The following is a 21,881-nucleotide window of genomic DNA, read 5'->3' as shown; positions in this document are numbered from 1 at the left end:
AAAAAAGAAAGAAATTATATATAGGAGGAATCTCGCGATGAGTAAAATTATTGGTATTGACTTAGGAACAACAAACTCTTGTGTTGCTGTAATGGAAGGTGGAGAAGCAACTGTAATCCCTAACCCAGAAGGAAATCGTACAACTCCTTCAGTTGTAGCATTCAAAGATGGTGAGCGTTTAGTAGGGGAAGTAGCGAAACGTCAAGCAATCACAAACCCCAATACAGTAATGTCGATTAAACGTTACATCGGTACAGACCACAAAGAAACGATAGAAGGTAAAGATTATACTCCTCAAGAAATCTCTGCAATTATCTTACAAAAATTAAAGTCTGATGCAGAAGCATACTTAGGTGAAACAGTAACGAAGGCAGTTATTACTGTTCCTGCTTATTTTAATGACTCACAACGTCAAGCGACAAAAGACGCTGGACGTATTGCAGGTCTTGAAGTAGACCGTATTGTGAATGAGCCAACAGCAGCAGCTTTAGCATATGGTTTAGAAAAAGAAGAAGACCAAACAATTTTAGTTTATGATTTAGGTGGTGGTACGTTTGACGTATCAATCCTAGAGCTTGGAGACGGTTTCTTCGAGGTTAAAGCAACTTCAGGTGATAACAAACTTGGTGGGGATGACTTTGACGAAGTAATTATGAACCATTTAGTTACTGAATTTAAGAAAGAAAACGGAATTGATCTTTCTCAAGATAAAATGGCAATGCAACGTTTAAAAGATGCAGCCGAAAAAGCGAAAAAAGATTTATCAGGTGTAACGCAAACACAAATCTCTTTACCATTCATTACTGCTGATGCAACTGGACCGAAGCATTTAGAGCTTACGTTAACTCGTGCAAAGTTTGAAGAGATGTCTAGTGATTTAGTAGAACGTACGATGGGTCCAACACGCCAAGCATTAAAGGATTCTGGTTTAACAGCAAATGAAATTGATAGAGTAGTCCTAGTTGGTGGTTCAACTCGTATTCCAGCAGTTCAAGAAGCAATTAAGAAATTAACTGGAAAAGACCCTCATAAAGGTGTAAACCCAGATGAAGTTGTTGCGCTAGGTGCAGCAGTTCAAGCAGGTGTATTAACAGGGGACGTTAAAGATGTAGTTCTTTTAGATGTTACGCCATTATCACTAGGGATTGAAACAATGGGTGGAGTGTTCACGAAGTTAATTGACCGTAACACTACTATTCCAACAAGTAAGTCTCAAACATTCTCAACGGCGGCTGATAACCAACCATCTGTTGATATTCATGTTCTTCAAGGTGAGCGTGAAATGGCTGCTTACAACAAAACATTAGGTCGTTTCCAATTAACAGATTTACCGCCAGCTCCAAGAGGTGTGCCGCAAATCGAAGTTTCTTTCGATATTGATGCAAATGGTATCGTAAATGTTAAAGCGAAAGATCTTGGTACAAACAAAGAGCAGTCAATTACAATCACTTCTTCATCTGGTCTTTCTGATGATGAGATTGAAAAAATGGTAAAAGACGCTGAAGCAAATGCTGAGGAAGATAAGAAGCGTCGTGAAGAAGTTGAACTTCGTAACGAAGCTGACCAATTAGTGTTTACTACAGAAAAAACATTAAAAGACTTAGCTGAAAACGTAGAACAAGCAGAGATTGATAAAGCAAATGAAGCAAAAGAAAAAGTAAAAACTGCTTTAGAAGGAACGGATATTGAAGCAATTCGTACCGCTAAAGACGAACTTCAAACAATCGTTCAAGAGCTTTCTACTAAATTATACGAGCAAGCAGCTCAAGCCGCACAACAAGCACAAGGTGCTGAAGGTGGAGCAGAGCAACAAGCAGATGATAATGTAGTTGATGCAGAGTACGAAGAAGTAAAAGAAGAAGAGAAAAAGTAATAACTAATGCGAAAAGTCAAAGTCAGGTTATCTTGACTTTGACTTTTTGCTAGTAATGAACTTTTTCTTATATTACCTTGAAAACATATAAATTAGTTTGTATTGCAAGGATGAAAGATATAATGGTAAGATAATCGTTATGTAAAAGCGTACCTAAAAAGAAGACATGAATGTTTTCTAAAAGTAATCGGGAGTGGATAGCATGAGTAAACGAGACTTATATGAAGTACTTGGGGTAGAAAAAGGTACTTCAGAAGATGAAATTAAAAAAGCCTACAGAAAACTCGCTCGAAAATACCATCCAGACGTAAATAAAGCACCAGATGCCTCAGATAAATTTAAAGAAGTGAAAGATGCCTATGATACGTTAAGTAATCCGCAGAAAAAAGCGAATTACGACCAGTTTGGTCATGCTGATCCAAATCAGGGCTTTGGTGGCGGAGCTGGCGACTTTGGTGGCGGATTCGGTGATATTTTTGATATGTTCTTTGGTGGCGGTAGTGGTCGTAGAAACCCGAATGCACCTAGACAAGGAGCAGATCTTCAATACACGATGACACTTGAATTTAAAGAAGCAGTATTCGGAAAAGAAACAGAAATTGAAATACCGAAAGAAGAAGAATGTTCAACATGTGATGGCTCGGGAGCAAAGCCAGGAACTAGTCCAGAAACATGTTCACATTGTAATGGAGCTGGTCAATTAAATATTGAACAAAATACTCCATTCGGCCGTATAGTTAATCGTCGAGTTTGTAATCATTGTGAAGGTACAGGGAAGATGATTAAAGATAAGTGTACGACGTGTGGCGGTAAAGGGAAAGTTCGTAAACGAAAGAAAATTAAGGTCAAGGTACCTGCGGGTGTTGACAATGGACAACAAATTCGTATTTCTGGGCAAGGTGAAGATGGCGTAAATGGTGGACCTCCTGGTGATCTTTATGTTGTATTCAGTGTGAAGGATCATGAATTATTCGAGCGTGATGGCGATGACGTATTCCTAGAAATGCCATTAACAATCACGCAAGTTGCACTAGGTGATGAAATCGAAGTACCTACTTTGCATGGTAAAGTAAAAATAAAAATCCCGGCAGGAACGCAAACAGGTAAAGTATTCCGCTTAAGAGGAAAAGGTATACCTAATGTTCATGGTAGAGGTCACGGGGACCAGCATGTGATTGTAAAGGTTAATACACCTACTAACTTAACGGAAAAGCAAAAGGACCTATTACGTGAATTTGCTCAAATTACTGGTTCGCAGCCTGCTGATGAACAAACTGAAAACTTTTTTACAAAGGTGAAACGAGCGTTTAAGGGAGAATAACAAAGAAAAGACGCTTTGCGTTTTTCTTATTACAGGAAATGGAGTTGGTATTAATGAAGTGGTCGGAGTTTAGCATTCATACAACAGAGGAAGCTGTAGAGCCGGTCTGTAATATTTTACATGAGGCAGGTGCGAGTGGAGTTGTGATTGAAGATCCTCAGGACTTAACAAAGGATTGGGGCGGCCACTTAGGCGAAATGTACCAACTCTCTCCTGATGATTATCCAGAAGAAGGAGTTATTATTAAGGCATATTTCCCTGTAACTAGCTCATTAGCTGAAACAGTTGAAGAAATTAAGTTAGAAATTGACGGGTTATCGGCTCATAACATTGACTTGGGCTTTAATAAGGTGACATTGGCTGAAGTACATGAAGAAGATTGGGAAACGGCTTGGAAGAAATATTATAAGCCAGTAAAAATCTCTAACTCAATTACTATTACTCCATCGTGGGAGGAGTATGAGCCTGTTGAAGGAGAAAAGATTATTGAGCTTGATCCAGGTATGGCATTTGGAACAGGGACTCATCCAACAACAGTATTATGTATTCAAGCCTTAGAAAAAATGCTTGGTAAAGAAGAACGAGTTATTGATGTTGGAACTGGTTCTGGTGTATTAAGTATCGCTGCCGCAAAACTAGGAGCAAAGGAAGTATTAGCTCTAGATCTTGATGATGTTGCTGTAGAAAGTGCAACGATGAATGTTGAGTTGAATCATGTTTCTGAACAAGTAACTGTTAAGAAGAACAACTTAATTCAAGGGATAGATGGGCCGTATGATACAATTGTAGCTAATATTTTAGCTGAAATTATTGTTCAATTTGTTCAAGATGCGGCAAGGGTACTTAAACCAAATGGTACCTTTATTACATCAGGAATAATTTCGAGAAAGAAGGAAGAAGTAAAAGATGCCCTTCTTTCCCATGGTTTTGTAATCGAGGAAACATTGCAACTAGAAGATTGGGTAGCCATAATTGCAAAAAAGGCGTAAAATAAACACTGTCATTTCAGTGTAAACTTCGATAGTAGCAGGTGAGTGGTTGTGCAACGCTATTTTATTAATAAAGAACAAATGGTAGATGAACAAGTAGTTATAAATGGTGATGATGTAAAACATATTAGCCGAGTCATGCGAATGGGTATTGGTGACAAAATTATTTGTAGTGATGGTGAGTCTCGTGTTGTTAATTGTGAGATTGCCTCAATTTCTGAAGAAGAGATTGTTGCAACGATACTCTCTGACATTACTAACAATAGTGAATTATCAGTGCATATAACGATTGCTCAAGGCCTCCCAAAGGGTGATAAATTAGAGTATGTTGTACAAAAAGGTACAGAGCTTGGTGCTTCCTCTTTTATTCCTGTTTCTCTTTCTCGTTCAATAGTGAAATGGGACAAGAAGAAAGAAGGAAAGAAGATAGAGCGTTTATCTAAAATTGCAAAAGAGGCAGCAGAACAGTCACACCGTAGCTATCTACCAACAGTTGAACAAACGATGTCGTTAGCTGAATTACTTTCTGTTAATCAGCAATACGATGTAAAAATAGTAGCCTATGAAGAGAGTGCTAAAGAAGGAGAACATCTGGGCTTAGGGAGAGCATTAAACTCATTGAAGCCAGGAGACAAGGCGCTTGTATTAGTTGGTCCTGAAGGTGGACTCTCTGAAGAAGAAGTTAATAAATTAGATGAAGCTGGTTTTATACGTGCTAGCTTCGGACCTAGAATTTTGCGTACGGAAACAGCACCGTTGTATTTTTTATCTGCTGTTTCGTATCATTTTGAAATATTGAGGTGAAAGAACAATGCCAACAGTTGCATTTCATACATTAGGCTGTAAGGTCAATCATTACGAGACAGAAGCAATTTGGCAACTGTTTCAGCAAGAGGGTTATGATAAAGTAGATTTTGATGGGGCTTCTGATGTATATGTAATTAATACATGTACAGTGACGAATACTGGTGATAAAAAGAGTCGACAAGTTATTCGTCGAGCAATTCGAAGAAATCCTGATGCTGTTATTTGTGTAACAGGTTGTTATGCTCAAACATCTCCTGCTGAAGTAATGGCAATCCCTGGTGTAGACGTTGTTGTTGGTACTCAAGATCGTAAGAAGATGCTTGAGTATATTGAACAATACAAAAAAGAACGTGAACCAATAAATGGTGTATCAAACATTATGAAGACGAGAGTATACGAAGAACTTGATGTTCCTTCATTTACTGACCGTACGAGAGCTTCTCTTAAGATTCAAGAGGGCTGTAATAACTTCTGTACATTCTGTATTATTCCATGGGCTCGTGGGTTAATGCGTTCAAGAGACCCTGTCGATGTAGTGAAACAAGCGACACAATTAGTAGAAGCTGGTTATAAAGAAATTGTTCTAACAGGAATCCATACAGGTGGATACGGTGAAGACTTGAAGGATTATAGTCTTGCACAGCTTTTAGAAGATTTAGAGAAGGTAGAAGGGTTAAAGAGAATTCGAATTTCTTCAATAGAAGCTAGTCAAATTACCGATGAAGTAATTCGTGTAATTGACCGTTCTGAGAAGGTAGTTCGCCATTTACACATTCCTCTACAATCTGGTTCAGATACAGTTCTAAAACGTATGCGACGTAAATATACGATGGAATTCTTTGGTGAGCGAATTGATCGTTTGAAAGAAGTATTACCTGGTTTAGCGGTAACTTCTGATGTAATTGTTGGTTTCCCTGGTGAGTCGGAAGAAGAATTCCAAGAAACGTATGATTTTATTGCGAAACATCAATTTTCTGAGCTTCACGTATTCCCATATTCAAAGAGAACTGGTACGCCAGCTGCAAGAATGGAAGACCAAGTAGATGAAGACGTGAAAAATGAACGTGTTCATCGTTTAATTGAGCTTTCAAACCAGCTTGCAAAAGAGTACTCATCAAAGTTTGAAGGAGAAGTTCTAGAGGTTATTCCTGAAGAAAAGGATAAAGAAAATCCAGAATCAGGGATGTATACTGGCTACTCTGATAACTACTTGAAGGTAAAATTTACTGCTGATAAAGACATGATTGGTGAAATTGTAAAAGTAAAAGTTATAAAAGCTGGTTACCCATACAATGAAGGTGAATTTGTACGAGTTGTAAAAGAAGAGGTCGCTAGTATGAAATAAAAGAACTTAGTAGCTCATAGACATGAGTTACTAAGTTTTTTCATGTTTATGGTTATAATTGCACATAATAAGTTCATGTTCGCTTATTCAACCTTTGTCGATGTGGTAGGATTAAATTGGAAAAATACATAAAGTTTTGTAAAGTTTAAATAACAAAGTGATGAAAGGGTGTACTTTTTGAGTGATAAAATTGCACGTATGATTGATCATACATTACTAAAGCCTGAGGCTACAAAAGAACAAATTATTCAATTATCTAAAGAAGCTGCAGAATTTGATTTTGCGTCTGTATGCATTAATCCTACATGGGTATCTGTTGCCTATGAAGAGTTAAAGGACAAGCCTAATGTTAAGGTATGTACGGTTATAGGCTTTCCTTTAGGAGCGTCTACTCCAGAAGTAAAAGCATTTGAGACAAAGAATGCGATTGAGAATGGGGCAACAGAAATAGATATGGTCATTAATATTGGGGCATTAAAGGATAAAAACGATTCTTTAGTAGAGCAAGATATTCGAGCGGTTGTAGACGCTGCAAAAGGCAGTGCATTAACGAAAGTTATTATTGAAACTTCTTTATTGACAGATGAGGAAAAGTTGAGAGCTTGTCAGCTTTCTGTAAAGGCAGGAGCAGATTTTGTTAAGACATCTACTGGATTTTCGATAGGAGGAGCTACACTTCCAGATATTAAGCTAATGAGAGAAGCGGTCGGTCCTACTATCGGTGTAAAAGCCTCTGGAGGGGTAAGAGACCGCCAAACTGCTTTAGCCATGATAGAAGTAGGAGCAACTAGAATTGGAGCAAGTGCGGGAATTGCAATCGTCAAAGGTGAAGTATCAGATGCCAGCTATTAAATATTGAATTAGAAATTGTAATGTAAAAGCCGAGCCTCTTTTTAAGGACTCGGCTTTTACATTACGAATTATTTCTTTCCATGAACATATAGGATAAATTTTGAAAAATAATGAACAAATGGTAATACGATAAGAGAAGAAATAATGTTAAAAATTGTACTTGCATGAGCTAGCTGGAGGTTTGGTAAAGAAGTCAATGAACTAGAGATGGACTCTAGCCAACCGATTAATGGTAAAAATAAAAGTACTCCTACAATATTTAACCAGATGTGAGCAAAGGCAACTAATTTTGCAGTATGATTTGCCCCAACACTTGCTAAAAAGGCAGAAAAACAAGTTCCGATATTAGCTCCTAACATAATGGCAATTCCAGCAGGTAATGCTAGCATATCTTGGTTCATAAAGCCCATCGTTATAGCAGTTGTTGCTGTACTTGACTGAATAATTGCAGACATTGCAGTACCAACACCAACTCCTATTAATTCACTCTCATTCGTAAGCTGGAAGAAGGAATGAGTGAAAGGTAATGAAGCTAAAGGGTATGCTAACTTCTCGAGACCTTGCATGGCTATGAAAATACAAGCTAATCCAAAGGAAACACATCCAATACAGTATGTAAGATGTTTGGGAATCATGAGCATGAAAACACCAAGTAGGAGCATCGGTAATATAAGGGAAGAGAGATCAAAAGCAATAATCTCTAAAGTTATACAAGTACCTATATTTGTTCCTAATATAACACCTATGGATTGTTTAAAAGTAATAAATCCAGCTGCCACAAGACCAACAGTAATAATCATTACAGCAGAGCTACTTTGCAATAATGCGGTGACGATTGTTCCAACTAAAAGACCCTTTAACGGTGTATTAGTTAATGAAATAAGGGTTTGCTTAAATTTATTATCTACTACGTTTTTTAAGCCAGTTCTCATTACGGTCATACCGAAAAGAAAAAGGGCAATAAAAACTGCAAATAAAGTAAACAATTCCTGTGCCATTGAACCACCTCTTTACCATTCTATGGACAAGGAAGAACAAGCATGACTAAATTAATTATGAATTATAAATTATGAATGATGAATTTGAAAATCAATAATTGTTTTGTAGATCAAGTTAATTTATTTGTAACAGTTTTATAAATAAAAAAATCTTGCAATTAGTAATTCATAAATCATCATTTATAATTAAATATAAGTTGACCTATGTAATTGATTGTATTATAATCAAAAAAGACTTGTTTTTTAGCTAGTTTAAATAGCAATGAGAAGATGGTACATTTTATAATATCTAGTATTATTTTCGGAAAAAAAACAGGCGTTAGTTGGTTGTTTCGGAGGGAGGGAAATTAAGATGGCAGAAACTCGTGTTCGCAAAAATGAATCGATCGATGCTGCTCTTCGTCGCTTCAAGAGATCACTTTCTAAGGAAGGTACATTAGCTGAAGTGAAAAAGCGTAAGCACTATGAGAAGCCTAGTGTTAAGCGTAAGAAAAAGTCTGAGGCGGCAAGAAAGCGTAAGTTCTAATTAAGAGAGGTGTTTTTAGTGAGTCTTCTTGATCGTTTAAACCAAGATATGAAGGAAGCGATGAAGAACAAAGATAAACAGAAACTCTCTGTCATCCGTATGGTGAAATCTTCTTTACAAAACGAACAAATTAAATTTGGGCGTGAGCTAACAGAAGATGACTCATTGACGGTTTTGAATCGCGAACTGAAACAACGCAAGGATTCCCTCCATGAGTTTGAAAAAGCAGGCCGTGAAGATTTGGCTGCCCAGTTGCAGAATGAGCTTGCTATTTTAGAGCACTATATGCCTGAGCAACTCTCTGAAGAAGAAGTATCTACTATCGTCAAAGAAACAATTGGTGAAGTCGGTGCAACTTCTAAAGCAGATATGGGTAAAGTGATGGGAGCCATCATGCCAAAGGTTAAAGGAAAAGCTGATGGTGGTCTTGTGAATCGTCTTGTACAACAACATTTATCATAAAAGATGACAAATTAGGCCTTGCCACTCGTAATGATTGGTAAGGCCTTTTATGTTGTTGCTCGCCTTATTGATCTATAGTACATAATTGATATTTTTCATATAACTACATAATATGAGCTTGATATGATTTGAGTATCCTGGAGAAATTTGTTTTAATTAATGTACACGCTAAATTTTTTTGGAACCAAGGCATATTATATACGTATATAGTAGTGAAGTATAAAGTATAAACCAGAAGACTAATGAGTTTTGTAAGAAAAGGGGGACAAGAAGTGACACAACGGAGTTTGAAAAGTATATTTTTCTTATCTCTCATTGTCGTAGCACTTATTTTAATTCCGATTCAAGGGCTTGTACAGAGTCAAGAAGATGAGTCTCGTCCGGTTGTTTTTTATATACCGGTAGAACAAGCTGTAGAACGTGGATTAGAAGCCTTTATTCAACGGTCAATAACGACTGCTTTGGAAGAAGGCGCAGACCATATCGTACTGGAGGTAGATACACCAGGTGGTGCGGTTGATGCGGCGGGGAATATTGCGGGGATTTTACGTTCAACTAGAACACCTATCACTGCATATGTAGTAAATAATGCTATTTCAGCAGGTGCTTATATCTCATTAAATGCTGACCAAATTGTTATGGCCCCTGCATCGAATATGGGTTCTGCAGCAGTAATTGATTCTGCTGGAAGTGCAGCAGAAGAAAAGACACAATCCTATTGGTTAAGTGAAATGAGAGCAGCCGCAGAATTAAATGAACGTGACCCAATTTATGCTTTGGCTATGGCTGACAAAGATGTAGATTTGCCAGACTATGGTGCTGAATCTGGGAAATTATTAACCCTTACTGCTAATCAGGCGTTAGAGGTAGGTTATGCGGAGGCAATTGCTTCAAATCGTGATGAGCTCTTACAATTTCTAGAGCTTGAAAATGCAATTGAGCGTGATATGGAAGTGAGCTTTGCTGAACAAATTGCTCGCTTTGTTACAAATCCAATTGTTATCCCAATACTTCTATCTGTAGGAAGTTTAGGACTTGTATTAGAGCTTTATTCTCCTGGTTTTGGTGTTCCTGGGATTATGGGACTAAGTGCTTTACTATTGTTTTTCTTTGGGCATCTGTTTGCTGGTTTTGCTGGCTTTGAAACGATTATTTTATTTAGTGCTGGTATTTTATTAATCCTCATTGAAATATTCGTCCCAGGCTTTGGAATATTTGGGGTCTTAGGAATTGGAGCAATAATCGGAAGTATGATTTTAGCTTCGTATTCTACAGTGAATATGCTGGTTGCTATTCTTATTGCAGTAGTAGTTACAGTGATTGCTTCTATCTTCATTTTTAAATATTTTGGAAATAGAGGTCCAATGAAAAAAATTGTTTTCACTGGTGCTACATCAACTGAAGAAGGGTATATTTCGAATGCAACAAGAGAAGAGTTACTAGCACAGACTGGTGAAACATTAACACCACTTCGTCCTTCTGGCTCGGCAGTTTTTGGTCATGAACGCCTTGACGTAGTCTCTGAGGGAGGATATATTGAACAGGGCAAGAAAATACAGGTTGTCTATACTTCTGGCTCGCGTATTGTTGTGAGGGAAGTTAAAGATATGTAAGTTTATTACACAAAGGAGGAATTATTAAATGACAGATATTATGTTATTAGTTGTCGTTGGTCTTATTATTATTGCATTAGCTGTTCTATTTACTTTTGTACCAGTAATGCTATGGATTTCAGCGTTAGCTGCTGGGGTTAAAATTGGGATTTTTGAATTAGTAGGTATGAGGTTACGTCGTGTAATCCCTGCTCGTGTTGTTAACCCGTTAATTAAAGCGGTAAAAGCGGGACTTGACTTAAACACAAGTAAGCTAGAAGGTCATTACTTAGCTGGTGGTAATGTTGACCGTGTGGTAAATGCATTAATTGCTGCTCAACGTGCAAACATTGAGTTAACGTTTGAAAGAGCTGCTGCAATTGATTTAGCAGGTCGTGACGTATTAGAAGCTGTACAAATGAGTGTAAACCCTAAAGTTATCGAAACACCTTTCATTGCTGGTGTTGCAATGGATGGTATTGAAGTAAAAGCAAAGGCACGTATTACAGTTCGTGCAAACATTGACCGTTTAGTTGGGGGTGCTGGTGAGGATACAGTAATCGCTCGTGTAGGTGAAGGGATTGTATCTACAATCGGTTCTGCTATTAATCATAAGAAAGTACTTGAAAATCCTGATATGATTTCACAAACAGTTTTATCAAAAGGCTTAGATGCAGGTACAGCATTTGAAATTCTTTCGATTGATATTGCGGACATTGATATCGGTAAAAATATTGGTGCCGAATTACAAACTGACCAAGCAGAGGCAGATAAGAAGATTGCTCAAGCAAAAGCGGAAGAACGTCGTGCAATGGCTGTAGCGCAAGAGCAGGAAATGAAAGCTCGCGTAGAAGAAATGCGTGCGAAGGTAGTAGAGGCAGAGGCAGAAGTACCTATGGCCCTTTCAGAAGCATTGAAAAAAGGAAATATGGGTGTAATGGATTATATGAACTATCAAAACATCATGGCTGATACAGATATGAGAGACTCCATCGGTAAAGCAACCGATGAGGATAACAGAGATAAGCAATAATCTTGCTGTGTCTTCTTGAAAGGAGGAGACTGTCATGCCATTAGAAGCAATATCTGATTTTATTTTTGGAAATCTCTTTTTCATACTTTTGATTTTAGGTGCTTTATTTAACTTTTTCATGAGAGGGGAAAAGAAGGAAGAATCTCCTCAAAGACGTCAACGAAGGCCTGCAGAGGACCAGGTTGATTGGAAAGAAATTTTCAAGCAAGAAGGAAGTCAGACCAATCAAGAACAAAGTAGTCCATCACAGGTAAGACCTGAACGTACAGAAGTATCGTCACCTAGTGAGCTTAGTCAGCATGTAGAAGCAATTGAGCAAAGAAGAGCAGAGTTACTTCAGAAAAAAGAAGAAATAAGACTAAAGAGAAACGATATTTCTAAAGGCAATATTGAAGAAAGTTCTCCGATTTTCTCTAATGAAATTGGTAGGAAATCTTCATCTTTAGGTTTAAATTTTAATAAAATAACAAATGAGGAAGCAATGAAGGGGGTTATATGGTCAGAGGTGCTTGGGAAACCACGTGCCCAAAGGCCACATAACTCAAATAATCGATTCCGTAGACAAGGATAAGCAAATTTTTGCTTATCCTTGTTTTTTTTGTTTTTGAAGAGGTTTGAAAAAGTGTGTTTAGTTTCTTGGATCCTATACTTTAGATTTTTTCAGCACCCCTCGTTTTTTGTTGTACTTAACTTTCCAAAAAAAGTTTCTATAAGAATTTTTTATGCAACCCTTATTCCTTTTTTAATGTTTCTTAATTGAAGAGAAAGTTTTAGTGATAGATACGATGGTTCCTTCATAAAAATGAGAGGAGAGGAGGTTCTCATCATGAAAAAATTTAAGCATCGATTCAAAAAATGGATGACAGATCAAATGGAACTTCCCGCAGATGTAATGATGGATCTGCCGAGGATTACTATGATTGGTCAAATTCATATTTATATTGAAAACCATAGAGGTGTCCTTCAATTTTCTAATCAAGAGTTACGGCTTTTATTAGAGCAAGGACAGTTACTTATCAAAGGTGAGCAATTTGTGATTAAAACAATTTTACCAGAAGAGCTTCTTTTAGAGGGAAAGATTGACCAAGTCTTATATCTAAATGAATGATGAAGAGTGTACAGGAGGGGTTGGATGAAAAACGTATGGATGAATTTCTTTATTGGATACGTTCGTATTAGGATTGATGGGCCATACATAGAGAGGTTTTTAAACAGATGTATACAAAATGAGCTATACGTATGGAATATCAAACGTGTTGGGGAAACAAGAATTATATGTTATGTTTCGTTAGAAGATGTTAAAAGGCTGCGTCCTTTACTAAGAATGACCAATTGTAAAGTAACTTTTACAGAAAAGAGAGGACTTCCCTTCCTTTATAAAAAGATGTTATCTAGAGGTGGTTTTGTCGCTGGCTTAGCTTCTTTTGGTCTGATACTTTTTATTTTATCTAATATTGTTTGGAACATTAGTATTGACGGTGCCTCACCAAAGGTTGAGCACGAACTACAGAAAGTAGTTAGTGAACTAGGTATAGAACGGGGGAAGTTTTTATTTTTACTTCCTAGTGTTGAGGATATACAGAAAGTCGTAACCGACCAAATAGAGGATGCAACTTGGGTTGGGGTGAGATTAAATGGGACGACCTTTCACTTTGAAGTTGTAGAACAAACATTGCCAGAAGAACAACAACAGTTAAGTCCAAGACATCTAGTAGCAAAGAAAAAAGCTGTAATTCATGATTTGTTTGTTGAACAGGGCCAATCTCAAGTGCAACCTAATGATTATGTTAATAAAGGAGATTTACTTATTTCTGGATTTATTGGGAAAGAAGGAAAGACCGAAATCGTACCGGCGAAAGCGGTTGTTCTTGGTGAAATTTGGTACAAGTCCGAAGTGAGTATTCCTCTTTCTACAACATTTGAAACATTAACAGGAGAAAGTAAATCATTACATTACCTCTCCTTTGGTGAATTTAATGTTCCTATCTGGGGATTTACTGAGCCAGACTTTGTGGAATCTGAAGTATTTGAAAGAAAAAGTAATTTTAGACTTTTAAAATGGAGCTTACCTGTACAATATAGGAAGAGTGAATGGTTTGAAAAACAAACATTCGACCGAGACTATACAGAGGAAGAAGCAGTATCTGTTGCGAAGGAAATGTCTAGACGCGAAATAGAAGAGAAAATTTCAGACGATGCAGAGATTAAAGGTGAAAAAGTTTTGCACCAAACGATTGAGAATGGTAAAGTTAAATTAAAGATCCATTACCAAGTTATAGAAGACATTACATCGGAGCAACCGATCATTCAAGGGGATTGAGTCTATTGTCAGAAATGAAGTTGATTCAGTTACAAGTAAAAGACGCTAATGAAACTCAAGCTTTATTTGGTCCACATGATTCCCACTTACGACGTATTGAGGAAAAACTAGGTGTTGATATTGTTACCCGAGGAGAAGAAGTAGCCATTTCAGGTGATGATAAAACAGTTGAAACGATTGAGAACATATTAAACACGTTAGTTTCCTTAATACGTAAAGGTGTTACAATTTCTGAGCGAGACGTTGTTTATGCACTGCAGTTAGCGGAACGTGGCATATTATCAGAGCTTTTAGATTTATACCAAGAGAAAATAGCAGTTAATGCAAAGGGAAAGCCTATTTCTGTTAAGACATTAGGGCAGAAGCATTATGTAACAGCTATTCGAAAAAGGGACATGGTCTTCGGTATCGGTCCTGCAGGTACAGGGAAAACTTATCTAGCAGTTGTTATGGCTGTTACCGCACTTAAGGATGGACGAGTAAAGAAAATTGTTTTAACTCGACCAGCAGTAGAGGCAGGGGAGAGCTTAGGCTTCCTACCAGGTGATTTGAAGGAGAAAGTAGATCCATACTTAAGACCTCTATATGATGCGCTACATGATGTTCTAGGAATGGAGCATACAGTTCGTTTAATGGAGCGTGGTACAATTGAGGTGGCACCTCTTGCGTATATGAGAGGGCGTACGTTAGATGACTCATTTGTTATATTAGATGAGGCTCAAAATACAACTCAAGAGCAGATGAAGATGTTTCTAACTAGATTAGGTTTCGGTTCGAAGATGGTTGTTAATGGGGACCTCACTCAAGTAGATTTACCAAAAGGGAAGAAGTCTGGATTAAAAGTTGCGATAGATATTTTAAACAAAGTGTCTGAAATTGATTTTATCTATCTACAGCCAACTGATGTTGTTAGACACACCCTTGTACAACGAGTATTAGATGCTTATGACAAAGCAGAACAAAAACCAATCCAAGATTAGCTAAGAGACCCTCTACATGAGGGTTTTCTTTTATAGTGTGTGTTCAAAAAGATTTTCCTTTTGAGCACACTTTTGTCGATTTTTCTTAACTATTTAAGTACAGTTAAATTAATAGTATGGTTTTTGTGTCAAAGATGGTATAAAATTAGCTGAAATTAGAGGTTAAATGAGGTGAAGGATGTTGAATAAACGAGCACCAATAGACCAGATGAAATGGTGGAAAGGCATTCGTGATCACCGTTATATAAGATTCATTCTATTTATCATTCTAGGAATTATACTATTTGTATCTATGATTGATAATGTTATTCCTGAAAAAGTAGATGTAAGTCTTTCATCAGTAGCAGAAAATGATATAAGAGCTCCTATAACGGTAGAGAATAAAATAGCAACCGATTTAAAGAAGAAAGAAGCAACAGATGCAATAGGTCCTGTTTTTGAAAAAAAGGATTACGCCCAGCATCAGGTTGAAAGAATTAATGATATATTTGATTTAATTAAACAAGTTAATCGTGAATATGCAGAGGAAGTGGAAAAGCTCAGCCTAGAAAGTGAATTAACAGAGGAAGAAATTTTGAACAATCGTCTTAACTATGTACAGGACGTCATCTCCTCTGGGACGAGCAATGACTTGTCCAATGAAACGGTACTAACATTAATACAAACGAGTGAATCACAGCTTAAATTATCTAGAGAAGCTACTACGAATGCGGTTTTTGAAGTAATGAGTCAGAAAATAGCTATTAATGATTTACATGATGCTAAGCAATCAGTTGAAGATAAAGTAGTGATTTCAACAATTAGTACGAGACTACATGATGCCATCATTGAAATAGCTAGATTTGCGATTATTCCGAACTATATTTACGATGATGCAGCAACTGAACAGTTGAAAAGAGAGGCTGCAGAAGCAGTTGAACCTGTTATTATTCGAGAAGGACAGCTTCTTGTGAAAGCTGGAGAAACAATTAATCATGAAGCCTATGAGCAACTAAGAATGGTAGGTCTTCTTGATGATTCATTTTCTTTTTATCCGTATTTAGGATTAGCTTTATTGGTTTTGTTAATGGTAGGTATGCTATCTTATTATTTAAATGAAGCAAAAACAAGTGTGAAAACAAATAATAGTCACTTACTTATGTATGTTCTTATTTTCTTTGTTACGATTTCAGTAATGAAAATCTCGAGCTTGTTAGAGAGAGTTGATTTCCAAGCAATTGGCTTAATTGTGCCTGTAGCAGTAGGAACAATGCTTTTAACAATGTTGATTCATGAAAGAGTAGCTTTATTTACAAGTATTTTCTTTGCTATTTGTGCGAGTGTAATCTTTAACAATGATACGGTAGGTACGTTTAATTTTTCCTTTGGAGTTTATGTGTTATTTAGCTCTTTTGCAGGTGTATACTTTCTTGGGAAATCCAATCGTATAACAAGAATTTTACAGGCTGGATTATTCGTTTCATTTATTAATATGCTAACAATCGCTTCAATATTATTATTAAAAGGTTTTCAATTTAGTTGGATTGAAATTGGATTACATTTCGGTTATGCATTTCTTTCGGGCTTTATAGCTGCTGTATTAACGTTAGGTTTAATGCCGTTCTTTGAAGCTGGATTTGGAATATTGTCGACAACAAAGCTTATCGAATTATCCAATCCCAATCATCCATTGCTACGAAAAATATTAACAGAAACACCTGGGACGTATCATCATAGTGTAATGGTAGGGAACTTATCAGAAGCTGCATGTGAATCAATAGGGGCAAACGGTTTATTGGCGAGGGTAGGATCTTATTATCATGATTTAGGGAAAACGAAAAGACCTCATTTCTTTATAGAAAACCAGATGAAAATGGAAAATCCACATGATAAAATTTCACCTCAGCTAAGTAAAACGATTATTATCTCTCATCCATATGATGGAGCAGAAATGTTAAGAGAGTATAAGATGCCTAAAGAAATTATTGATATTGCCGAACAACATCATGGGACGACATTATTAAAGTATTTTTACCATAAGGCAAACCAAGAAACAGAACAAAAGATACCAGAATCTCAATTCCGATACCCAGGGCCAAAAGCTCAGACGAAAGTAGCAGCAATTGTGGGGATAGCAGATTGTGTTGAAGCAGCTGTTCGCTCTATTGCTAAACCATCACCAGATAAAATTGAGACGATGGTTCGAAAGATTATTACGGACCGATTAGAAGATGGTCAATTTAATGAATGTGATTTAACGTTGAAGGAGTTAGATGTTATTGCGAAATCAATTTGTGAAACGTTAAAAGGAACTTTCCATTCGAGAATTGAATATCCTGATGACCCAAAAGAAAAGGGGGCTTCCTCATGAGATTAGCAATTGATTCTGTTGATGAAACAGGTGAATTAAAAGAAGAACAGCTAGAGCTCGTTACTAATGTATTAACAAAGGCTGCTGAAATGGAATCTGTGGAGATGGATTCAGAAGTTTCAATTACCTTTGTTAATGATGAAACGATACAGGAAATTAATCGAGAATACAGAGATAAGGATAAGCCTACTGATGTCATCTCCTTTGCGTTAAATGAACAAGGTGAAGATGAAATGGAGATAGTAGGTGGAGAAGGGCCTAATTTATTAGGGGATATCATTATCTCTGTTCCTCGTATTACAGAGCAGGCAAACCGTTATGAGCATTCATTTGAACGTGAATTAGCCTTTCTAGCAGTACATGGCTTTCTTCATTTACTCGGTTACGATCATATTGATGAAAATGAAGAAAAAGTGATGTTTGCAAGACAAGAGGAAATTTTAACTGCATATGGGCTTACACGATAAAAATCGTTGGGGATTTAAACGCCTACTTCGTTCATTTGTTTATGCTTGTTCTGGTTTGAAATATGTAGTACAAAAAGAGCAAAATATGAGAATTCATCTAGTGGCAAGTGTATTTGTTATTGCTCTATCGATATTTTTAAATATCCCTTTAATGCATAAACTTATTTTGATTGTAGTCATAGGTGGAGTGTTGGCTTTAGAGGTAATGAATACAGCTATTGAACGAACGGTTGATTTAATTACAGATGAATTTCATCCCATAGCCAAATTAGCGAAGGATGTATCAGCTGGAGCTGTATTTATTTTTAGTTTAGTAGCGATAATTGTTGGATTGCTCATTTTCATTCCGCCAATTATTGAGTTAATAGGGTAAAGGATTAGAGTGTGAGTGAAGAACTGCGGTAGTTTATGTCTTCACTCACCTCTTACATATGAAATTTGACAGGTGAATTATACCTGATATGAAACGAGAGGAGTCCTATTCTTAAATGTGGAAAAGGCTTCAAAAAAATATTATTGCAGGGTTAATCTTTTTATTACCAGCTATTGCAACGATTTATGTTCTTCAATTTCTTTTTTCTCTAATAGATGCTTTCCTTGGTCAGTTTATTACAAACATATTAAAAGCCCTTAATATTATTACAATAAGAGAAGGCAGTATTTATTTCTTAGGTGTGTATACGCCTTTTACGGAGAGATTATTAGGTATTGGTTTTATATTAACAATCATTTTAATAACTTGGATAGGTTCCATGCGCTTAAAAGGTAAAGGGAATAACCTTTTCACGAAAATCGACCTTACCTTTCGAAAGATTCCGATTGCTAATTCAATTTACAGCTCAGTAGAACAGATTATTCATGCCTTTGCCCAAGAGCGTTCATCCTTTAAGCAAGTAGTACTTTTAGAATACCCAAGAAAAGGTCTATACACGATTGGTTTTCAAACTGGTGAATCTAGAGGAGAAGTACAGCGGTTGACTTCGAGAGACTGTATAAATGTATTTTTACCTACTACTCCAAATCCTACGTCAGGATGGCTTGTATTAGTTCCTAGAGAAGATGTCATCGTTTTAAATATGACAGTTGAACAAGGATTAAAGTTTATCATTTCAGGAGGAGTCGTTGTTCCACCTGATTATGAGGATGAAGAACTTAAAAAAAGGGATAAGCTAAAAAAGGAAGCAGTCGTTGATGAAAAGAACTTAGTCATTCATGTGAAAAAGAGAAAGGATGATGGAGATGGATAAACAACAATTAATGCATGAAGCCAAAAAGGCAATGGGGAAGGCATATGTCCCTTACTCAAAGTTCCAAGTAGGAGCAGCTTTACTTACGAAAGATGGGAAGACATATCATGGGTGTAATGTGGAGAATGCTTCATATGGGTTAACAAACTGTGCTGAGCGTACGGCATTATTCAAAGCGATTTCTGAAGGAGATAAGGAGTTTGCTGCAATAGCGATTGTAGCTGATACGAATAGACCAGTACCACCTTGTGGAGCATGTAGACAAGTTCTATCAGAGCTTTGTCCACCAGATATGAAAGTGATTTTAACAAATTTACATGGTGAAGTTCAAGAAATGACGGTTTCAGAATTATTACCAGGAGCATTTACAGCGGAGGATATGGATGAATAATAATAGTAATTTTAAATCAGGTTTTGTAGCAATAATTGGAAGACCCAATGTAGGTAAATCTACATTGTTAAATTATTTTGTCGGGCAAAAAATTGCAATTATGAGTGATAAGCCTCAGACAACGAGAAATAAAGTTCAAGGTGTATTAACTAGAAACGATTCCCAAGTTGTTTTCATGGATACGCCAGGGATTCACAAACCAAAGCATAAACTTGGGGACTTTATGATGAAAGTTGCCAGTAGTACATTAAGAGAAGTAGATTTAATTTTATTTGTTGTTGAAGCTGACCAATCATTTGGGCCTGGAGAACAGTTTATCCTCGAGCGTCTTGAGGAAACAAACACTCCTGTTTTTCTTGTTGTAAATAAAATTGATAAAGTCGAGCCTGAAAAATTATTAAAGTTTATTGACAGTTATCGTACTCGTTACAACTTCAAAGAAATTGTACCAGTGTCAGCGTTAGAAGGAAGTAATGTTTCAACACTGGTAGATCAAATTGTTGGATACATGCCTGAAGGACCACAATATTATCCAACAGATCAGGTGACAGACCACCCAGAACGCTTTATTGTGGCTGAATTAATCCGTGAAAAGGTACTGCACCTAACTCGGGAAGAAATTCCTCATTCGATTGCTGTTGTAATTGAGCAAATGAAACGTAGAGAAACAAATGATACAGTCTACGTTGGAGCAACAATAATAGTAGAACGTTCTTCTCAAAAAGGGATTGTCATTGGTAAGCAGGGAACAATGCTTCGAGAAGTAGGGAAAAGAGCAAGAGCAGATATCGAAGCTTTACTTGGTTCAAAAGTATTCTTAGAGCTATGGGTTAAGGTACAGAAGGATTGGAGAAATAAGCCTGCTCAGCTTAGAGACTATGGCTTTAGATCGGACGAGTATTAGAATATCAACACAGGTTTTATGAAGTCTAGATTATATAGAATTTGTAGGGTAATTCTTAGTCGTCCGCAACCAATTGTAGGAATGTAATATACTGTTAACAAAGATTTAACAATGGCACAATCTGTAGCCATTGTTTTTTCTATTGAAAAAATTTATGATTGAGTTAGTAAAAAGTATTTTAGCTGGGGCAAAGATGAGCAATGGTTTCGATTTCTACACATGGTTGTACGAGGGTATCCTCAAAGTAAAAAACAAGCTTTTGGGACATCGCTCAGAAAACATGTGCGTAAATTAAAAACAGCTCTTAGTTTTTAATTTACAAATTTTCCTTAACATGATTTTTAAAAAATAGGTCAAGATAGGACTATAGAGCGGTCTAAATTGAATTCATAGAAAGGTGGAGTCTTAGATGCTTGATTTCTCATGGAAAGTATTTTCAATGACAGGCAATGTTGACACGTATTTGCTACTTAAAGAGTTAGAACGTGATAATGACGACACACAGTTAAATGATTTTGAGGATGAATTAGATAAAGTAGACGCTCATTAGCCCTTATTGCACCTTACACTAAGTAAATGTGGTGATGTAGGTGTTGCAAAAAGCAGAAGGTATTGTAATCCGAACAATGGATTACGGTGAATCGAATAAGATTGTTACTTTATATACAAGAGAATATGGAAAGATTGGGGTTATGGCTAGAGGTGCGAAAAAGCCCCGGAGTCGGTTTACTGCGATTTCACAACATTTCATCTATGGTTCATTTCTTTTTCAAAAAAGTACGGGACTAGGACTGTTACAGCAAGGTGAAATCATAGACTCATTTCGTGAGGTTCGAAATGACTTGTTTCGAACCTCTTATGCTTCCTATATTGTAGAATTATTAGATAAACTAACGGACGAACGACAGCGTAATCCATTTTTATTTGAGCTATTATTTCAAACTCTTCACTATATGAATGAAGAAGTTGATCCGGAGATATTGATTCGTATCTTTGAAATGAAGATGCTGCCAGTAGCAGGGATTCACCCACAACTAGATAGCTGTAATAGCTGTGGCAATCAAGAAGGGGATTTTGGATTTTCGATAAAAGAAGCGGGATTTCTTTGTCATCGTTGCTTTTATAAAGATCCACACCTAATCAAAATTACTCCAGCGACAGTAAAATTATTACGTATATTTTATCACTTCGATTTAAAAAGATTAGGGAAAGTGTCAGTCAAAAGAGAAACGAAGGATGAAATAAAAAAAGTTATCTCTACATATTACGACCAATATTCAGGGCTTAACCTAAAGTCAAAGCGTTTTTTGGAACAGCTTGAGCGAATGGGCTATGACGAAATTTGACATCTTCAGAAAATTTCAGTATGATTCAATTAAATTTATATGGTGTAAAGAAGGAAAGTAGTACTTATCCTCTCAACA

Annotated in this window: 23 protein-coding genes; 22 read left to right on the top strand and 1 reads right to left on the bottom strand. The window is 36.7% G+C overall.

The genetic code is table 11. The features are described from left to right. The first annotated feature begins 37 nt into the window (after positions 1-37). The 6 genes from dnaK (at position 38) to deoC (ending at position 7,187) form a co-directional block, all read left to right on the top strand. Entirely contained in the window at positions 38-1,873 is a 1,836-nt protein-coding gene (dnaK, locus tag CD003_RS11905; RefSeq protein WP_096201320.1) for a molecular chaperone DnaK, read from the top strand. Between the two features lie 202 nt (positions 1,874-2,075). Then, positions 2,076-3,194 carry a molecular chaperone DnaJ gene (gene dnaJ, locus CD003_RS11900; protein WP_096201319.1) on the top strand — a complete coding sequence of 373 codons (1,119 nt, stop codon included), beginning with the start codon at positions 2,076-2,078 and terminating at the stop codon, positions 3,192-3,194. Positions 3,195-3,247: 53 nt separating this feature from the next. Beyond that, positions 3,248-4,183: a 50S ribosomal protein L11 methyltransferase gene (gene prmA, locus CD003_RS11895; protein ID WP_096201318.1), complete on the top strand. Its 936-nt coding sequence runs from the start codon at positions 3,248-3,250 to the stop codon at positions 4,181-4,183. 51 nt (positions 4,184-4,234) lie between these two features. Continuing rightward, positions 4,235-4,987: a 16S rRNA (uracil(1498)-N(3))-methyltransferase gene (locus tag CD003_RS11890; RefSeq protein WP_096201317.1), complete on the top strand. Its 753-nt coding sequence runs from the start codon at positions 4,235-4,237 to the stop codon at positions 4,985-4,987. 7 nt (positions 4,988-4,994) lie between these two features. Beyond that, the gene (gene mtaB / locus CD003_RS11885) at positions 4,995-6,335 is read left to right on the top strand and encodes a tRNA (N(6)-L-threonylcarbamoyladenosine(37)-C(2))-methylthiotransferase MtaB (protein WP_096201316.1); all 1,341 of its coding nucleotides are present in this window, start codon (positions 4,995-4,997) and stop codon (positions 6,333-6,335) included. A 198-nt stretch (positions 6,336-6,533) separates the two neighbouring features. Next, positions 6,534-7,187: a deoxyribose-phosphate aldolase gene (gene deoC / locus CD003_RS11880; protein WP_373558570.1), complete on the top strand. Its 654-nt coding sequence runs from the start codon at positions 6,534-6,536 to the stop codon at positions 7,185-7,187. Positions 7,188-7,255: 68 nt separating this feature from the next. Here the strand turns inward: deoC and CD003_RS11875 are convergent, their stop codons facing one another. Next, the gene (locus tag CD003_RS11875; protein ID WP_096201314.1) at positions 7,256-8,185 is read right to left on the bottom strand and encodes a Na/Pi symporter; all 930 of its coding nucleotides are present in this window, start codon (positions 8,183-8,185) and stop codon (positions 7,256-7,258) included. Positions 8,186-8,537: 352 nt separating this feature from the next. On the opposite strand from CD003_RS11875, the gene rpsU reads away from it, so the two are divergent. The 16 genes from rpsU (at position 8,538) to recO (ending at position 21,803) form a co-directional block, all read left to right on the top strand. Beyond that, positions 8,538-8,711 (top strand): 30S ribosomal protein S21, encoded by a 174-nt coding sequence (gene rpsU, locus CD003_RS11870; RefSeq protein WP_003323311.1) that lies wholly within the window; start codon positions 8,538-8,540, stop codon positions 8,709-8,711. Between the two features lie 18 nt (positions 8,712-8,729). Further along, positions 8,730-9,173: a GatB/YqeY domain-containing protein gene (locus tag CD003_RS11865; RefSeq protein WP_096201313.1), complete on the top strand. Its 444-nt coding sequence runs from the start codon at positions 8,730-8,732 to the stop codon at positions 9,171-9,173. A gap of 272 nt (positions 9,174-9,445) precedes the next feature. Next, on the top strand, positions 9,446-10,786 hold the full coding sequence (locus tag CD003_RS11860; RefSeq protein ID WP_257008302.1) for an NfeD family protein: 1,341 nt from the start codon (positions 9,446-9,448) through the stop codon (positions 10,784-10,786). Between the two features lie 28 nt (positions 10,787-10,814). Continuing rightward, a complete protein-coding gene (floA, locus tag CD003_RS11855; protein ID WP_096201311.1) occupies positions 10,815-11,798 on the top strand; it encodes a flotillin-like protein FloA in 984 nt (327 codons plus the stop codon). Positions 11,799-11,832: 34 nt separating this feature from the next. After that, positions 11,833-12,369, top strand: coding sequence for a hypothetical protein (locus CD003_RS11850; protein ID WP_096201310.1), 537 nt, complete (start codon positions 11,833-11,835; stop codon positions 12,367-12,369). Between the two features lie 255 nt (positions 12,370-12,624). Continuing rightward, complete coding sequence (gene yqfC / locus CD003_RS11845; RefSeq protein ID WP_373558542.1) at positions 12,625-12,906, top strand: sporulation protein YqfC; 282 nt, start codon at positions 12,625-12,627, stop codon at positions 12,904-12,906. A 24-nt stretch (positions 12,907-12,930) separates the two neighbouring features. Beyond that, positions 12,931-14,118 (top strand): sporulation protein YqfD, encoded by a 1,188-nt coding sequence (gene yqfD, locus CD003_RS11840; protein WP_096201309.1) that lies wholly within the window; start codon positions 12,931-12,933, stop codon positions 14,116-14,118. Positions 14,119-14,132: 14 nt separating this feature from the next. Further along, positions 14,133-15,098 carry a PhoH family protein gene (locus CD003_RS11835; RefSeq protein WP_096202338.1) on the top strand — a complete coding sequence of 322 codons (966 nt, stop codon included), beginning with the start codon at positions 14,133-14,135 and terminating at the stop codon, positions 15,096-15,098. Between the two features lie 178 nt (positions 15,099-15,276). Beyond that, entirely contained in the window at positions 15,277-17,448 is a 2,172-nt protein-coding gene (locus CD003_RS11830) for an HD family phosphohydrolase (RefSeq protein ID WP_096201308.1), read from the top strand. Continuing rightward, complete coding sequence (gene ybeY / locus CD003_RS11825) at positions 17,445-17,915, top strand: rRNA maturation RNase YbeY (protein WP_096201307.1); 471 nt, start codon at positions 17,445-17,447, stop codon at positions 17,913-17,915. The genes CD003_RS11830 and ybeY overlap by 4 nt, the downstream gene beginning before the upstream one ends. Beyond that, a complete protein-coding gene (locus tag CD003_RS11820) occupies positions 17,899-18,288 on the top strand; it encodes a diacylglycerol kinase (protein WP_096201306.1) in 390 nt (129 codons plus the stop codon). Before ybeY ends, CD003_RS11820 begins: the two co-directional genes overlap by 17 nt. 115 nt (positions 18,289-18,403) lie before the next feature. Continuing rightward, positions 18,404-19,162, top strand: a complete 759-nt coding sequence (locus CD003_RS11815; RefSeq protein ID WP_096201305.1) for a DUF502 domain-containing protein — start codon at positions 18,404-18,406, stop codon at positions 19,160-19,162. Beyond that, a complete protein-coding gene (locus tag CD003_RS11810) occupies positions 19,155-19,553 on the top strand; it encodes a cytidine deaminase (protein ID WP_096201304.1) in 399 nt (132 codons plus the stop codon). Before CD003_RS11815 ends, CD003_RS11810 begins: the two co-directional genes overlap by 8 nt. After that, positions 19,546-20,457: a GTPase Era gene (era, locus tag CD003_RS11805; RefSeq protein ID WP_096201303.1), complete on the top strand. Its 912-nt coding sequence runs from the start codon at positions 19,546-19,548 to the stop codon at positions 20,455-20,457. The genes CD003_RS11810 and era overlap by 8 nt, the downstream gene beginning before the upstream one ends. 409 nt (positions 20,458-20,866) lie before the next feature. Then, positions 20,867-21,007: a YqzL family protein gene (locus CD003_RS11800; RefSeq protein ID WP_096201302.1), complete on the top strand. Its 141-nt coding sequence runs from the start codon at positions 20,867-20,869 to the stop codon at positions 21,005-21,007. A 40-nt stretch (positions 21,008-21,047) separates the two neighbouring features. Then, the gene (gene recO, locus CD003_RS11795) at positions 21,048-21,803 is read left to right on the top strand and encodes a DNA repair protein RecO (RefSeq protein ID WP_096201301.1); all 756 of its coding nucleotides are present in this window, start codon (positions 21,048-21,050) and stop codon (positions 21,801-21,803) included. Positions 21,804-21,881 lie beyond the last annotated feature (78 nt).

The sequence above is a fragment of the Bacillus sp. FJAT-45350 genome (assembly GCF_002335805.1).
Classification (GTDB): domain Bacteria; phylum Bacillota; class Bacilli; order Bacillales; family NISU01; genus FJAT-45350.
The sequence above is the reverse complement of the archived record's forward strand: the minus strand, read 5'-3'. Positions and strand labels throughout refer to the sequence as shown.

Coding starts and splice junctions, on each gene's coding strand:
- era (WP_096201303.1), top strand. CDS start 19,546: ATGAATAATAATAGTAATTTTAAATCAGGTTTTGTAGCAATAATTGGA.
- yqfD (WP_096201309.1), top strand. CDS start 12,931: ATGAAAAACGTATGGATGAATTTCTTTATTGGATACGTTCGTATTAGG.
- rpsU (WP_003323311.1), top strand. CDS start 8,538: ATGGCAGAAACTCGTGTTCGCAAAAATGAATCGATCGATGCTGCTCTT.
- CD003_RS11815 (WP_096201305.1), top strand. CDS start 18,404: ATGTGGAAAAGGCTTCAAAAAAATATTATTGCAGGGTTAATCTTTTTA.
- deoC (WP_373558570.1), top strand. CDS start 6,534: ATGATTGATCATACATTACTAAAGCCTGAGGCTACAAAAGAACAAATT.
- CD003_RS11830 (WP_096201308.1), top strand. CDS start 15,277: ATGTTGAATAAACGAGCACCAATAGACCAGATGAAATGGTGGAAAGGC.
- CD003_RS11835 (WP_096202338.1), top strand. CDS start 14,133: ATGAAGTTGATTCAGTTACAAGTAAAAGACGCTAATGAAACTCAAGCT.
- ybeY (WP_096201307.1), top strand. CDS start 17,445: ATGAGATTAGCAATTGATTCTGTTGATGAAACAGGTGAATTAAAAGAA.
- CD003_RS11875 (WP_096201314.1), bottom strand. CDS start 8,185: ATGGCACAGGAATTGTTTACTTTATTTGCAGTTTTTATTGCCCTTTTT.
- floA (WP_096201311.1), top strand. CDS start 10,815: ATGACAGATATTATGTTATTAGTTGTCGTTGGTCTTATTATTATTGCA.
- yqfC (WP_373558542.1), top strand. CDS start 12,625: ATGAAAAAATTTAAGCATCGATTCAAAAAATGGATGACAGATCAAATG.
- mtaB (WP_096201316.1), top strand. CDS start 4,995: ATGCCAACAGTTGCATTTCATACATTAGGCTGTAAGGTCAATCATTAC.
- CD003_RS11850 (WP_096201310.1), top strand. CDS start 11,833: ATGCCATTAGAAGCAATATCTGATTTTATTTTTGGAAATCTCTTTTTC.
- CD003_RS11820 (WP_096201306.1), top strand. CDS start 17,899: ATGGGCTTACACGATAAAAATCGTTGGGGATTTAAACGCCTACTTCGT.
- CD003_RS11800 (WP_096201302.1), top strand. CDS start 20,867: ATGCTTGATTTCTCATGGAAAGTATTTTCAATGACAGGCAATGTTGAC.
- dnaK (WP_096201320.1), top strand. CDS start 38: ATGAGTAAAATTATTGGTATTGACTTAGGAACAACAAACTCTTGTGTT.
- CD003_RS11810 (WP_096201304.1), top strand. CDS start 19,155: ATGGATAAACAACAATTAATGCATGAAGCCAAAAAGGCAATGGGGAAG.
- prmA (WP_096201318.1), top strand. CDS start 3,248: ATGAAGTGGTCGGAGTTTAGCATTCATACAACAGAGGAAGCTGTAGAG.
- dnaJ (WP_096201319.1), top strand. CDS start 2,076: ATGAGTAAACGAGACTTATATGAAGTACTTGGGGTAGAAAAAGGTACT.